Source organism: Streptomyces sp. NPDC016845, from assembly GCF_044332585.1.
In the GTDB taxonomy this organism is placed as follows: domain Bacteria; phylum Actinomycetota; class Actinomycetes; order Streptomycetales; family Streptomycetaceae; genus Streptomyces.
Genome location: NZ_JBIRPI010000017.1, coordinates 81,218 through 95,239, shown reverse-complemented (window position 1 = coordinate 95,239; position 14,022 = coordinate 81,218). Strand labels below are relative to the sequence as shown.

Here is a 14,022-nt window from a genome sequence, read left to right as displayed (position 1 = left end):
CCGCGAACGCCGCGCAGGCCGCGCCGGAGCCGCCCCGCTCGCCTCCTCCGGAGAAACCGCACCCGCACCCGGCGCCTGGCTCGCCGAACCCTCAGAGACACTCCGCGAACGCCGCGCAGGCCGCGCCGGAGCCGCCCCGCTCGCCTCCTCCGGGGAAGCCGCAGCCGCACCCGGCGCCTGGCTCGCCGAACCCCCGCCGGCCGAACGATTCCGCCGCACCGGTCGCTCCCCCGGCCCAGCCGCACCCGGCGCACCGGCACCCCTCGCCGCCCCCCGCGCGGGCCGCGCCGGGGCCGGTGGGAGCTGGCCCTTCAGCGGGCCCCACTCGTTCGGGTCGGGGACGCCGGGCGGGAGCATCTGGCGTCGCTTCGGGGCCGCGTGGCCGGTGCCCGCCGAGGACTCGCCCGGCTCCTTCGCGCCCGGCCACGCCTTCGCGACCCGGGCCGCGAGCACGAAGTCCTTGCGCAGGGGGTGGCCCTCGAAGCCGTCGGGGAGGAGCAGCGGGACCAGATGCGGGTGGCCCTCGAAGGTGACGCCGAACATTTCGTGCGTCTCGCGCTCGTGCCAGGCCGCGCCCGCGTACACGTCGATCGCCGAGGCGAGCACCGGCGCGGAGTGCGGGACGGTCGTGCGCAGCAGCAGGCGGCGTACGGAACCGGGGGCGACGGCCGCGACGTGCGCGCAGACCCGGAAGCCGGTCCCGGGTTCGTCGACGGCGCTCAGCCAGTCGAAGTAGGTGCAGCCCAGACGCGTACGGGCGGTTTCGAGGGCGGTGGTCCAGGAGGCGGCGGGGACGTCGACCGTGAGGAGGTCGTACGCCTCCTCGACCGTCGCCTCGGCGCCGAACAGCTCCTCGACCGGATCCGGCAGCCAGCTCATCGCTCACCCGCCGAAGGCTCCGAGGACGGCGCGGCGGGCGGCTGCACCAACCCGCTGCTCAGCGCCGCCGTCGAAGGCCGCCCCGCCGCAGCGTCCGCGGACGCGGACCCGTACCGTTCGCCGAGCGACTCGCGGGCGATCTTCTCCTGAAGCTTGAGGATGCCCTGGAGCAGCGCCTCGGGGCGGGGCGGGCAGCCAGGCACGTACACGTCGACGGGGATGATCTGGTCGACGCCCTTGGTCACCGAGTACGAGTCCCAGTACGGGCCGCCGCAGTTGGAGCAGGCGCCGAAGGAGATGACGTACTTCGGCTCGGGCATCTGCTCGTACAAGCGCTTCACGGCGGGGGCCATCTTGTCGGTGACCGTGCCGGAGACCACCATCAGGTCGGCCTGGCGGGGACCGGGCGCGAACGGGATGACGCCGAGCCGGATGAAGTCGTGCCGCGCCATGGACGCGGCGATGAACTCGATGGCGCAGCAGGCGAGGCCGAAGTTGAAGACCCAGAGGGAGTAGCGGCGGCCCCAGTTGAGGACCACCTTCATCGGCTCGGGCGCCAGGCGGGAGAGCACGCCGAGGCGCTTGGGCTCCGGCAGGAGAACGGGAGCGGAATCGGGCGCGGGTTCGGAGGTCACGCGGCTCACGTCCATGCGAGGACGCCCTTCTTGTATGCGTACAGCAGGCCCACGGCGAGGAAGCCGAGGAAGATGAACATCTCCACGAGCGTCGTCGCGCCGTAGCCGGGCGCGGCGAAGACCGTCGCCCAGGGGAAGAGGAAGATCGAGTCGACGGCGAAGATCACGTAGAGGAAGGCGTAGACGTAGTAGCGGACCTGGGTGTGGGCCCAGCCCTCGCCGACGGGGTCGACGCCGCACTCGTACGTCAGGAGTTTCTCGGGTGTCGGCACCACCGGGCGCAGCAGCCGTCCCGCGCCGAAGGCGACCGCGACGAAGAGCACGCCGACGACGGCGAGCAGTCCGACCACCGAGTACGCGTGGAAGTAGTCGGCCGCGCCGACGGTCACGGCCGCCCGGTCCGTCACGTCCGTCGTCACGTCCGTCGCCACGTCTGTCGGCACCTCACTCGCCCCTCAAGTGTTCGTGTGTTCGTGTTCGACGATGTACGGACGGGAGTCTAGGGCCTGTTAAAGGGAGGGTAAGCAGCCCGTACGGAGCGCGGCGGCCGGAAGGGGCGCCGAGCACCCTCCGGGGTGGGGTTATCCCCAGTCCTTCCCCGGCGGTCCACCTCATGGCGGAGCGGCCCGCGCGCAAGGCACTCTTTCGCTTATGACCGACCCACTCGACTTCCCGGACGACCGGCCGGTGCCGCCACCGCCGCGCTTCGCCTACGACAAGCACACCTGGAAGGAGATCTCGTTCCTCCTGTCCAGTTTTCCTCTGGCCGTGTTCGGTTTCGTGTACGCGGTCACGCTCCTCTCGGTCGGCGCGGGTCTGACCGTCACGGTGATCGGGCTTCCGCTGATCGCGGCGGGGCTCTCCGGGGCGCGCATGCTCGGCAGGGCGGAGCGGGCGCGGGCCCGGAAGCTGCTCGGGGTGCGGGTCGAGGAGCCGAGCCCGTTGCCGCGGCGGCGGGGCGAGGGCTTCTTCGGCTGGCTGTGGACGGCGCTGAAGGACTCGGTGGGCTGGCGCGCCGTGCTGTACGAGGTGATGCGGCTGCCCTGGGGCATCCTCACGTTCACGGTGACGCTCGTCAGTCTGTTCGTGCTGTGGCCGGTGCTTCCGTTCATCGCGCGCGGCCTGACCAACGCGGACCGGGCGATGGTGCGCGGCCTGCTCTCCCCCTCCGACGAGCTGGAGCGGCGGATCGCCGAGCTGGAGTCGGACCGGGGCGTCGTGGTGGACACGGCCGCCGCCGATCTGCGGCGTATCGAACGCGATCTGCACGACGGCGCGCAGGCCCGCCTCGTCAACCTCGCCATGGGGCTCGGCCTCGCCAAGGAGAAGCTCCTGGAGGACCCGGACGCGGCGGCGGACATGGTCGACGAGGCGCACGGCGAGGTCAAGCTCGCGCTCCAGGAGCTGCGCGACCTGGCCCGCGGCATCCACCCGGCCGTTCTCACCGACCGCGGTCTCGACGCGGCCCTGTCCTCGGTGGCGTCGCGCTGCACGGTCCCGGTGAAGGTGACGGCCGATCTGCCGGCGCGGCCCGCCGCCGCGATCGAGGGCATCGCCTACTTCACCGTCTCTGAACTCCTGCAGAACGTCAGCAAGCACAGCCGTGCCAGGACGGCCTCCGTCGAGGTGTGGCGGGCGGAGGACCGGCTGCTCATCCAGGTGCGGGACGACGGCCAGGGCGGCGCCGGCGTCGACAAGGGCACGGGCATGGCGGGGCTCGCGGAGCGGCTCGGCGCGGTCGACGGGCTGTTCGTCGTGGACTCGCCGGAGGGCGGCGGAACGACGGTCACCGCCGAACTGCCCTGGCGCGACCGGTAGTAGCGGGCGTAGCGGAGGCCGGGGTAGGGAAAACCCCCGGTCCAAGACGCCGACCCGCCGCATGGCCGGGCGCCCCCGCCGCCGGGGATTCTGAGAACGAAGCGGAAGCGGCGGAAGCAGTGGAAGCGGCAGAAGCAGCGGACCCACCGGAAACGACCAGGAACGGACGACGCCCATGGCCACGCACCAGTACGGATACCGGAGCGAGTACTCGTACGACGACGAGCCGCGCCCCGAGCGCCGCGGACTCGGCCGGCTGCCGGCCGGGCTGCGGGCCCCGATCGAGGGCCGGGCCTGGCGCGAGTTCGGATACCTGCTGCTCAGCCTGCCGATCGCCATCACGGCGTTCGTCTGGTCGGTGACGATGACGTCGCTCGGCGCGGGGCTCCTCATCACCTTCATCGGTGTGCCGGTGCTCGCCGGGGCGCTGGCCGGGGCGCGCGGCATCGGCGCCCTGGAACGGGCGCGGGCGCGCGCCCTGCTCGGCCTGGAGATCGGCTCGCCGGAGCCGGTGCGCCCGCGCAAGGGCGGCCCCCTGGCCTGGATCGGCGCGACCCTCAAGAGCGGCGTCTCCTGGCGCCACCTCGTCTACACGGTGCTGCACTTCCCGTGGGCGGTGTTCGCCTTCTCGGTGGCGGTCACCTTCTGGACGACCGGCTGGACCCTGCTCACGTATCCGCTGTGGCAGTGGATCTACCCGATGTACGGCGGCCAGGGCGGCCTCCAGCTGTACGGGGACGAGGCGCACTCGGTGTACCTGGACAACCCGTTCGAGATCACGACGACCGCGGCCGTCGGCCTGCTCGTCACGCTGGCCACGCCCTGGATCGTGCGGGCGCTGACGACGGTGGACCGGCTCCTCGTCGTCGGGCTGCTCGGCCCGTCGCGGCTCGTCTCGCGCGTGGTGGAGCTGGAGTCCGACCGGGGCGTCGTGGTCGACACGGCCGCGGCCGATCTGCGCCGCATCGAGCGCGATCTGCATGACGGCGCGCAGGCCCGTCTCGTCAGCCTCGCCATGGATCTGGGCCTGGCGAAGGAGAAGCTGAGCGAGGACCCGCAGACGGCGGCGCGGATGGTCGACGAGGCGCACGGCGAGGTGAAGACGGCGCTGCAGGAGCTGCGTGACCTGGCGCGCGGCATCCACCCGGCGGTCCTCACCGACCGCGGCCTGGACGCGGCCCTGTCCGCGGTGGCCTCGCGCTGCACGGTCCCGGTGGCGGTCGAGGTCGACCTGCGCGAGCGTCCGGCGCCCGCCATCGAGGGCATCGCCTACTTCACCGTCTCCGAGCTGCTGCAGAACATCAGCAAGCACAGCCGGGCGACGCGGGCCACCGTCGACGTGTGGCGCTCGGGCGACCGCCTCATGCTGCAGGTCAGCGACAACGGGGTGGGCGGCGCGGACGTCACCGCCGGTTCCGGCCTCGCGGGTCTGACCGAGCGGCTCGACGCGGTCGACGGCATTCTCCTCGTCGACTCGCCGCCCACCGGCCCGACCCGGGTCACGGCGGAGCTGCCGTGGCGGTCCTCGCGCCCTTGAGCCTTCGTGCCGCTGCGCCCATGTGCTGCTGCGCCGCCGTGCCCATGTCCCCTCAAGCCTTTGAGCCCTTGAGTCTTTGCGCCCTTGAGTCGTCCACTTTTTCGCCGCGTGGGAGCACCCCGGCCAGGATGCTGGAATGCTGGCCCTGTCAGAACTGGCCTCTGTGACAGGTGCACAGGGGCGCTGGGGGGCCGAGAAACGTGGAGGACAGGGTGCGGGTGGTCATCGCCGAGGATTCAGTGCTGCTCAGGGAGGGCCTGACCCGGTTGCTGACCGACCGCGGGCACGAGGTCGTCGCCGGCGTCGGCGACGGGGAAGCACTGGTCAAAACCATTACCGACCTCGGGGCGCAGGACCAGCTCCCCGACGTGGTCGTCGCGGACGTCCGGATGCCGCCGACGCACACGGACGAAGGGGTGCGCGCGGCGGTGCAGCTGCGCGGGCGCTACCCCGATCTCGGTGTCCTGGTCCTGTCGCAGTACGTGGAGGAGCAGTACGCCACCGAGCTGCTCGCCGGGTCGAGCCGCGGCGTCGGCTATCTGCTCAAGGACCGGGTGGCCGAGGTGCGCGAGTTCGTGGACGCGGTGGTCCGCGTCGCGGAGGGCGGCACGGCGCTCGACCCGGAGGTGGTCGCACAACTGCTCGGGCGCAGCCGCAAGCAGGACGTCCTCGCCAATCTGACGCCGCGCGAGCGCGAGGTCCTCGGGCTGATGGCGGAGGGCCGGACGAACTCGGCGATCGCCCGTCAGCTCGTCGTCAGCGACGGCGCGGTCGAGAAGCACGTGAGCAACATCTTCCTGAAGCTGGGGCTCTCGCCGAGCGACGGGGACCACCGGCGTGTTCTGGCCGTTCTGACCTATCTGCGGAACTGACCGGCCGGCACCCCGTCAGCCGGCGTGGCGGGGGCGGGAACCGGCCAGCGACCCGCCCAGAACCGGGGACCGAGTGCGCGGCGTCCTCCTGAACGTCTCGAGCAGGGATCGAGGACGCCTCGGGAGCGCGGGCAGATCATGGCGGAACGGGACGAGATGCCGTCTGAATTCCAGGCCCATCGTGCGAACGTTCCGAGGTGGGCACCCCTTACAGACGTAGGGTGGGCCTGGGGAAGGCCAGTGGGACGGCCCTGCCCGAACAGCCGCCTCGAGGGAGGTCCAGTTCAGTGACCAGCCAGGTCAGTAGTCCAGCCGAGAAGGCAGGCGGGACCGACAGCGCAGTGGTCGGGGAACAGCGCACAACCGCGGGTGAAGGTGGATCGGGCAAGGGCGTCAGGCGCCTGGACCGGGTGATCATCCGTTTCGCGGGTGACTCCGGTGACGGCATGCAGCTGACGGGTGACCGGTTCACGTCGGAGACGGCGACGTTCGGCAACGATCTGTCGACGCTGCCGAACTTCCCCGCCGAGATCCGGGCACCCGCCGGGACGCTGCCGGGCGTGTCGTCCTTCCAGCTGCACTTCGCCGATCACGACATCCTCACGCCGGGCGACGCGCCGGACGTGCTGGTGGCGATGAACCCGGCGGCGCTGAAGGCGAACATCGCGGACGTGCCGCGCGGTGCCGAGATCATCGTCAACACCGACGAGTTCACCAAACGGGCGATGGCCAAGGTCGGTTACGCGGCCTCACCCCTGGAGGACGGGTCGCTCGACGGGTACTCGGTGCATCCGGTGCCGTTGACCACCCTGACGGTGGAGGCGCTCAAAGAGTTCGAGCTCTCCCGCAAAGAGGCCGAGCGCAGCAAGAACATGTTCGCGCTCGGCCTTCTTTCATGGATGTACCACCGGCCGACCGACGGCACCGAGCGGTTCCTGAAGCAGAAGTTCGCCAAGAAGCCCGAGATCATGAAGGCGAACCTGGCGGCGTTCCACGCGGGCTGGAACTTCGGCGAGACGACCGAGGACTTCGCGGTCTCCTACGAGATCGCGCCCGCCGCCTCCGCGTTCCCGACAGGCACCTACCGCAACATCTCCGGGAACCTGGCCCTGGCGTACGGGCTGATCGCGGCCTCCCAGCAGGCGGATCTGCCGCTGTTCCTGGGCTCGTACCCGATCACGCCGGCCTCCGACATCCTGCACGAACTGTCACGGCACAAGAACTTCGGCGTACGGACGTTCCAGGCGGAGGACGAGATCGCGGGGATCGGGGCGGCGCTCGGCGCCGCCTTCGGTGGTTCGCTGGCGGTCACGACGACATCCGGTCCCGGGGTCGCGCTGAAGTCGGAGACCATCGGGCTCGCGGTGTCGTTGGAGCTGCCGTTGCTGGTGGTGGACATCCAGCGGGGCGGGCCCTCGACGGGGCTGCCGACCAAGACCGAGCAGGCCGATCTGTTGCAGGCGATGTACGGGCGCAACGGTGAGGCGCCGGTGCCGGTCGTCGCCCCGCGCACCCCGGCGGACTGTTTCGACGCGGCGATGGAGGCGGCCCGGATCGCGGTCACCTACCGCACGCCGGTCTTCCTGCTCTCCGACGGCTACCTGGCCAACGGCTCGGAGCCGTGGCGCATTCCGGAGCTGGACCAACTGCCGGACCTGCGCACCCAGTTCGCCTCCGGCCCGAACCACACGCAGGACGACGGCACCGAGGTGTTCTGGCCCTACAAGCGAGACCCGGAGACCCTCGCCCGGCCGTGGGCGGTGCCGGGCACGCCGGGTCTCGAACACCGGATCGGCGGCATCGAGAAGCAGGACGGCACCGGGAACATCTCCTACGACCCGGCCAACCACGACTTCATGGTCCGCACCCGGCAGGCCAAGGTCGACGGGGTCCGGGTGCCGGACATCGAGGTCGACGACCCGTCCGGGGCGGCCACCACCCTCGTCCTCGGCTGGGGTTCGACGTACGGGCCGATCACCGCGGCGGTGCGGCGGCTGCGGGGCGCGGGCGAGCGGATCGCGCAGGCACACCTGCGCCACCTCAACCCGTTCCCGCGGAATCTGGGCGAGGTCCTGCGACGTTACGACAAGGTGGTGATCCCCGAGATGAACCTCGGGCAGCTCGCCACCCTCATCCGGGCCAAGTACCTGGTGGACGCGCACAGCTACAACCAGGTCAACGGAATGCCGTTCAAGGCTGAGCAGCTCGCCACGGCTCTCAAGGAGGCCATCGATGGCTGACACGCAGACCAGGGAGTCCACGGAGCCCACAGAGTCCACGGAGCCCACGGCAGGCGCCGGGAGCACGGAGACGCTTCTGTCGCTCGTCCCCAAGGCCGAGGCCAGGCAGTCCATGAAGGACTTCAAGTCCGATCAGGAAGTGCGCTGGTGTCCCGGCTGCGGTGACTACGCGATCCTCGCCGCCGTGCAGGGCTTCATGCCCGAACTCGGTCTGGCCAAGGAGAACATCGTCTTCGTCTCCGGCATCGGCTGCTCCTCCCGGTTCCCGTACTACATGAACACGTACGGGATGCACTCCATCCACGGCCGTGCCCCCGCCATCGCCAGCGGCCTCGCCTCCTCCCGCCGCGACCTGTCCGTGTGGGTCGTGACGGGGGACGGCGACGCCCTCTCCATCGGTGGCAACCACCTCATCCACGCGCTGCGCCGCAACGTCAACCTGAAGATCCTGCTGTTCAACAACCGGATCTACGGGCTGACCAAGGGGCAGTACTCCCCGACCTCCGAGGTCGGCAAGATCACCAAGTCCACGCCGATGGGGTCGCTCGACGCACCCTTCAACCCGGTCTCCCTGGCCATCGGCGCGGAGGCGTCGTTCGTGGCCCGGACCGTGGACTCCGACCGCAAGCACCTCACCGAGGTGCTGCGACGGGCCGCCGAGCATCCCGGCACCGCGCTGGTCGAGATCTACCAGAACTGCAACATCTTCAACGACGGCGCCTTCGAGGTCCTCAAGGACAAGCAGCAGGCTGAGGAGGCGGTGATCCGGCTCGAACACGGACAGCCGATCACCTTCGGGGCGGACCGGTCGAAGGGTGTCGTACGGGATCCGCGGAGCGGCGATCTGAAGGTTGTCGCCGTGACCGAGGAGAACCGGGGGGATGTGCTGGTCCACGACGCGCATGCCGCGTCTCCGACCACCGCCTTCGCGTTGTCCCGGCTCGCCGACCCCGACACGCTGCACCACACGCCCATCGGTGTGCTGCGGGATGTCGAACGGCCCGTGTACGACACGCAGATGGCCGATCAGCTCGACACCGCCATCGAGCAGCACGGGAAGGGGGACCTCGGCGCGTTGCTCGCCGGGGGTGACACCTGGACCGTGGTGGGCTGACGCCTCGGACGCGGATACGGAGAAGGGCCCGGACGCTCGCTTTACGTCCGGGCCCTTCTCCGTCGCTGTCAGGCGGTGGGTTTCGCCGCCCGCGCCTCGTCGTACCGCTCGCGCGCCTCCGTCACGTCCGCCATGCGGCGGTCCGTCCAGTCCGAGAGCGCACGCACCTGCGCCGCCGCCTCCCTGCCGAGCGCCGTCAGCGAGTAGTCGACGCGCGGCGGGATCACCGGCTTGGCGTCACGGTGCACGATCCCGTCGCGCTCCAACGTCTGGAGCGTCTGCGTCAGCATCTTCTCGCTGACCACGCCGATCTCCCGGCGCAGCTCGCTGAAGCGGAACGACCGCTCCTCCAGCGCGAGCAGTACGAGCACACCCCACCGGCTGGTCACGTGCTCCAGGACCAGGCGCTGGGGACAGTCGACATCGATGGCACTCACTTTCATGCCAGTACCTTACTTCAAAGTGGGTACTTTCTAAATGACAGTGCCGGTCTTACGGTGAGGAAAGAAGCACGCAACTGGGCTGTACAGGAGATAACCGTCATGAGCCTCGTCATCACCGGAGCCACCGGCCACCTCGGCCGCCTCGTCGTCGAAGGGCTGCTCGACGCGGGCGTGCCCGCCGGGGACGTCGCCGCCGTCGTGCGCGACAAGGAGAAGGCCGCCACTCTCGCGGACCGCGGGGTCGAGCTGCGCGTCGCCGACTACAACGCGCCCGAGACGCTGAGCGAGGTGTTCCGCGCCGGCGACAAGGTGCTGCTGATCTCCGGCAGCGAGGTCGGGCGGCGCGCCGCGCAGCACCAGGCCGTGATCGACGCCGCCAAGGCCGCGGGCGTGGCCTCCCTCGCCTACACCGGCATTCTCGGCGGGCCCGACGCCGACTTCGCGCTCGCGGACGAGCACAAGGTCACCGAGCAGGCGATCCTCGACTCCGGCCTGCCCCACACGTTCCTGCGCAACGGCTGGTACCACGAGAACTACACCGGGAACCTCGGCGTCGCCCTCGAGCACGGCGCCGTTCTCGCCTCCGCCGGCGAGGGCCGGATCGCCTCCGCCTCGCGCGCCGACTACGCGGCCGCCGCCGTCGCCGTCCTCACCGGTGCGGGGCACGAGGGCCGGGCGTACGAGCTGAGCGGGGACGTCGCCTGGTCGCTCGCCGAGTACGCCGCCGAGGTCGCGAAGCAGTCCGGGAAGGACGTCGTCTACCGGGCCGTGACGCCCGAGCAGAACCTCGAGGTGCTGCTCGGCGCCGGGCTGCCCGCCCCGTTCGCCGAGATCCTCGTCGGGGTCGACACCGCCATCGAGCAGGGGCTGCTCGCCCGGCGGAACGGGGATCTGGCCCGGCTCATCGGGCGCCCCACGACTCCGGTTGCCGACGCGATCGCCGACGCCTTGAAGTGACGGGGCCTTGAAGTGACGGGCCACGCAGTGACGGGCCTCGCAGTGAGGATGCCTCGCAGTGACGGGGCCTTCCGTCAGGACCGTATGGCGATACGGGCATGACAGCGGCGGGCCCGCGGCGCTACCTTGCTTGTGGCCGCCGCGGGGCTGCCGGCCAGTGTCATGAGGAGGGTCCGTGCGGGACGGTTCGGTCGCTGCGAAGAAGAGCGAGGCTCGTTCGGGGCTGATCAACGGCTTCGCCGCCTATGGGATGTGGGGGCTCGTCCCCCTCTTCTGGCCGCTGCTCAAACCCGCCGGGTCCGTGGAGATCCTGGCGCACCGGATGGTCTGGTCGCTCGCCTTCGTCGGTGTCGCCATGCTCTTCGTACGCCGGTGGGGGTGGGCGCGTGAGCTGCTGCGGCAGCCCAAGCGGCTCGGGCTCGTCGCGCTCGGCGCCGCCGTCATCACCGTCAACTGGGGCGTCTACATCTGGTCCGTGAACTCCGGGCACGTCGTCGAGGCGTCCCTCGGCTACTTCATCAACCCCCTCGTCTCCATCGCGCTCGGCGTCCTCCTCCTCAAGGAGCGGCTGCGGACCGCGCAATGGGTAGCCGTGGGGGTCGGGCTGCTCGCCGTTCTCGTCCTCGCGATCGGGTACGGGCAGCCGCCCTGGATCTCGCTCGTCCTCGCCTTCTCCTTCGGCACGTACGGGCTCGTCAAGAAGAAGGTCAACCTCGGCGGGCTGGAATCCCTCGCCGCCGAGACAGCCATCCAGTTCCTGCCCGCGCTCGGGTATCTGCTGTGGCTCGGCGCGCAGGGAGGCTCCACGTTCGGGTCGCAAGGCGTCGGGCACGCCGCGCTGCTCGCCTCCACCGGGCTCGTCACCGCCGTGCCGCTCGTCTGCTTCGGCGCTGCGGCGATCCGGGTGCCGCTGTCCACGCTCGGGCTGCTCCAGTACCTCGCGCCCGTCTTCCAGTTCCTTCTCGGGATCGTCTACTTCCATGAGGCGATGCCGGTGGAGCGGTGGGCCGGGTTCGGGCTGGTGTGGTTGGCGTTGGCGGTGCTGACCTGGGACGCGTTGCGCTCCGCTCGGGCTGGGCGGGTGGCGTTGGCGCGGGCGCGGGTTGTGGCGGCGGGGCCTGTCGAGGCGGCTGGTGAGGTCGAGGTTCGTCTGAAATAGGCCGGCTTCGTGCCGATTAGGTCGGCCGGTGGCCTACATGCCTTCTATAAGTGGGCCATGACCTTTGACTGGAAGCTCGTCGTCGATGCCGGTGATCCGCATGCTCAGGTGGAGTTCTGGGGCGCTGCACTTGGTTACGAGATCGAGGACAACTCCGCGCTGATCGAACGGCTCCTCGGGTTCGGGGCCGTGCGTCCCGCGGAGACCGTGGAGCGGTGGGGGCGGCTCGCCTTCCGCGACCTCGTCGCCGTCCGCCACCCCGACGACCCGGTCGACGAGCAGACCGGGACGGGGCTCGGGCGGCGGATCCTGTTCCAGCGGGTGCCCGAGGCCAAGTCCGGCAAGAACCGGCTGCACATCGATGTGCATGTCGGGGCGGAGGCGCGGGACGCCGAAGCGGAGCGGTTGGTGGGGCTGGGGGCGCGGGTGGTGCGGGATGTGGAGGAGCGCGGGGGGCGCTGGGTACTGATGACCGACCCGGAGGGGAACGAGTTCTGCGTGCAGTGAGCGCGGGGTGGGCGGTGGTGCAGAGCGCGGTCCGTCGGGTGGTGGGGCGGGGCCGGGCCCAATCCCGGTCACCTGCTCGGCCCAGCCGAAGCCGATACCCCGACCTCAGGCCCGGCCCGCCCGGTATACGGACACCGGTGACCAGAATCCGCTCTTGACCGTACGTCGGGCCCCCAGGACCATCGGGCCACCCAAAACAGGAACCAGGAGCCCCCACATGCCCCTGCACCCCAGACGCATACGCGCGCGGCTCACCGCCGCAGCCCTCCTCACCGCCGCCACCCTCATCGGCACAGGCACCGGCCCGGCAGGCGCGGCCCCGGCCCCGGACCCGGCCCCGCTGGCCGCCCCGGACATACCCGTCGCCTCCGTCAAGGCCCATCTCACCTCCCTCCAGTCCATCGCCACCGCCAACGGCGGCAACCGCGCCCACGGCCGCCCGGGCTACAAGGCCTCCCTCGACTACGTGAAGGCGAAGCTGGACGCCGCCGGGTTCACCACGTCCGTCAAGCAGTTCACGTCCGGCGGCCGCACCGGCTACAACCTCGTCGCCGACTGGCCCGGCGGCGACACCAACCAGGTCGTCATGGCCGGCGCCCACCTGGACAGCGTCACCGCGGGCCCCGGCATCAACGACAACGGCTCCGGGTCCGCCGCCGTCCTGGAGACCGCGCTCGCCGTCTCCCGCGCCCAGTTCAAACCGACGAAGCATCTGCGGTTCGCCTGGTGGGGCGCCGAGGAGCTGGGGATGGTCGGGTCGCGGAACTACGTCAGTTCCCTGGCCCTCGCCGACCGGTCGCGGATCGCCGGTTACCTGAACTTCGACATGATCGGCTCGCCCAACCCCGGCTACTTCGTCTACGACGACGATCCCGCCCTGGAGAAGGTGTTCAAGAACTACTACGCCGGGCTCGGCATCCCCACCGAGATAGAGACCGAGGGGGACGGGCGCTCCGACCACGCCCCGTTCAAGAACGCCGGGATTCCGGTCGGCGGGCTGTTCAGCGGCGCCGACTACTACAAGACCACCGCCCAGGCGCAGAAGTGGGGCGGCACCGCGGGCAGGGCGTTCGACCCCTGCTACCACTCGTCCTGCGACCGGTCCACGAACATCGACACCACCGCCCTCGACCGCAACAGTGACGCCATCGCCTACGCCGTCTGGGAGTTGGCCCAGTAGCACCCGGCGAAGCACCCCTTCCGCGAGGTACTTGCGTGTGCATATACTGCATGCGCAAGTACATCGCCGCGTCAGTGATCGCGCTGGGGGAAAGCCATGTCCGACCGCAAGTTCCTGTTCGTGCTCGGCAGCAGCCGCGGCGACGGCAACACCGAGATCCTCGCCCGCGCCGCCGCCGAGCAACTGCCCTCCGACGCCGAGCAGCGATGGATCGACCTGGCCGCACACCCGCTGCCCGACTTCGAGGATCTGCGGCACGACTCCGACCACGTACGGCCGCACGGGGACGACGTCGCGTTGCTGCTCGACGCCACGCTCGCCGCCACCGACATCGTCATCGCGTCGCCGCTGTACTGGTACTCGGTCTCCGCCTCCACCAAGCGGTACCTGGATTACTGGTCGGGCTGGCTGCGCACCCCCGGTGTCGACTTCAAGGCCACCCTCGCCGGACGCACCCTGTGGGGCGTGACCGCGCTCGCCCACGAGGAGGAGGTCGTCGCCGGCCCGCTGACCGGCACCCTGCGCAACTCGGCCGCGTACATGGGCATGCGCTTCGGCGGCGTGCTCCTCGGCAACGGCAGCAGGCCCGGCGACGTACGCGGGGACACGCAGGCGCTGGCCCGCGCCAAGACGTTCTTCGCACAGGAGGCGCCGCTCGCCCGCTTCCCGTACGAGGAGTAG

14 protein-coding genes are annotated in these 14,022 nt (G+C 70.7%); 10 read left to right on the top strand and 4 right to left on the bottom strand.

Translation table 11 applies throughout. The features are described 5' to 3' along the window. From ACH4RC_RS30395 to ACH4RC_RS30385, 3 genes are all read right to left on the bottom strand, one after another. The coding region (locus ACH4RC_RS30395; RefSeq protein WP_398206595.1) for an NADH-quinone oxidoreductase subunit C at positions 1-879 on the bottom strand (879 nt) is incomplete at its 3' end. Then, positions 876-1,529, bottom strand: coding sequence for an NADH-quinone oxidoreductase subunit B (locus ACH4RC_RS30390; RefSeq protein ID WP_398206594.1), 654 nt, complete (start codon positions 1,527-1,529; stop codon positions 876-878). The genes ACH4RC_RS30395 and ACH4RC_RS30390, both read right to left, overlap by 4 nt. Then, the gene (locus ACH4RC_RS30385) at positions 1,520-1,957 is read right to left on the bottom strand and encodes an NADH-quinone oxidoreductase subunit A (protein ID WP_398206592.1); all 438 of its coding nucleotides are present in this window, start codon (positions 1,955-1,957) and stop codon (positions 1,520-1,522) included. Before ACH4RC_RS30385 ends, ACH4RC_RS30390 begins: the two co-directional genes overlap by 10 nt. 208 nt (positions 1,958-2,165) lie before the next feature. On the opposite strand from ACH4RC_RS30385, the gene ACH4RC_RS30380 reads away from it, so the two are divergent. The 5 genes from ACH4RC_RS30380 to ACH4RC_RS30360 all read left to right on the top strand — a co-directional run bounded on the left by ACH4RC_RS30380 (position 2,166) and on the right by ACH4RC_RS30360 (position 9,095). After that, positions 2,166-3,332, top strand: a complete 1,167-nt coding sequence (locus tag ACH4RC_RS30380) for a sensor histidine kinase (RefSeq protein ID WP_398206590.1) — start codon at positions 2,166-2,168, stop codon at positions 3,330-3,332. Between the two features lie 175 nt (positions 3,333-3,507). Then, positions 3,508-4,869: a sensor histidine kinase gene (locus tag ACH4RC_RS30375; protein ID WP_398206589.1), complete on the top strand. Its 1,362-nt coding sequence runs from the start codon at positions 3,508-3,510 to the stop codon at positions 4,867-4,869. Positions 4,870-5,081: 212 nt separating this feature from the next. Beyond that, on the top strand, positions 5,082-5,741 hold the full coding sequence (locus ACH4RC_RS30370; RefSeq protein WP_398206715.1) for a LuxR C-terminal-related transcriptional regulator: 660 nt from the start codon (positions 5,082-5,084) through the stop codon (positions 5,739-5,741). 287 nt (positions 5,742-6,028) lie between these two features. Beyond that, a complete protein-coding gene (locus tag ACH4RC_RS30365) occupies positions 6,029-7,981 on the top strand; it encodes a 2-oxoacid:acceptor oxidoreductase subunit alpha (RefSeq protein WP_398206588.1) in 1,953 nt (650 codons plus the stop codon). A 112-nt stretch (positions 7,982-8,093) separates the two neighbouring features. Continuing rightward, complete coding sequence (locus tag ACH4RC_RS30360; protein WP_398206713.1) at positions 8,094-9,095, top strand: 2-oxoacid:ferredoxin oxidoreductase subunit beta; 1,002 nt, start codon at positions 8,094-8,096, stop codon at positions 9,093-9,095. A 68-nt stretch (positions 9,096-9,163) separates the two neighbouring features. Here ACH4RC_RS30360 and ACH4RC_RS30355 read toward each other — a convergent pair whose 3' ends face one another. Then, positions 9,164-9,538, bottom strand: a complete 375-nt coding sequence (locus tag ACH4RC_RS30355; RefSeq protein ID WP_398206586.1) for a winged helix-turn-helix transcriptional regulator — start codon at positions 9,536-9,538, stop codon at positions 9,164-9,166. A gap of 99 nt (positions 9,539-9,637) precedes the next feature. On the opposite strand from ACH4RC_RS30355, the gene ACH4RC_RS30350 reads away from it, so the two are divergent. The 5 genes from ACH4RC_RS30350 to ACH4RC_RS30330 all read left to right on the top strand — a co-directional run bounded on the left by ACH4RC_RS30350 (position 9,638) and on the right by ACH4RC_RS30330 (position 14,022). Continuing rightward, positions 9,638-10,495: an SDR family oxidoreductase gene (locus ACH4RC_RS30350; protein ID WP_398206585.1), complete on the top strand. Its 858-nt coding sequence runs from the start codon at positions 9,638-9,640 to the stop codon at positions 10,493-10,495. Between the two features lie 175 nt (positions 10,496-10,670). After that, positions 10,671-11,654 (top strand): EamA family transporter RarD, encoded by a 984-nt coding sequence (gene rarD / locus ACH4RC_RS30345; protein ID WP_398206583.1) that lies wholly within the window; start codon positions 10,671-10,673, stop codon positions 11,652-11,654. A gap of 57 nt (positions 11,655-11,711) precedes the next feature. Next, a complete protein-coding gene (locus ACH4RC_RS30340) occupies positions 11,712-12,161 on the top strand; it encodes a VOC family protein (RefSeq protein ID WP_398206582.1) in 450 nt (149 codons plus the stop codon). A 217-nt stretch (positions 12,162-12,378) separates the two neighbouring features. After that, positions 12,379-13,341: a M28 family metallopeptidase gene (locus ACH4RC_RS30335; RefSeq protein WP_398206580.1), complete on the top strand. Its 963-nt coding sequence runs from the start codon at positions 12,379-12,381 to the stop codon at positions 13,339-13,341. Positions 13,342-13,437: 96 nt separating this feature from the next. After that, a complete protein-coding gene (locus ACH4RC_RS30330; protein ID WP_398206578.1) occupies positions 13,438-14,022 on the top strand; it encodes a flavodoxin family protein in 585 nt (194 codons plus the stop codon).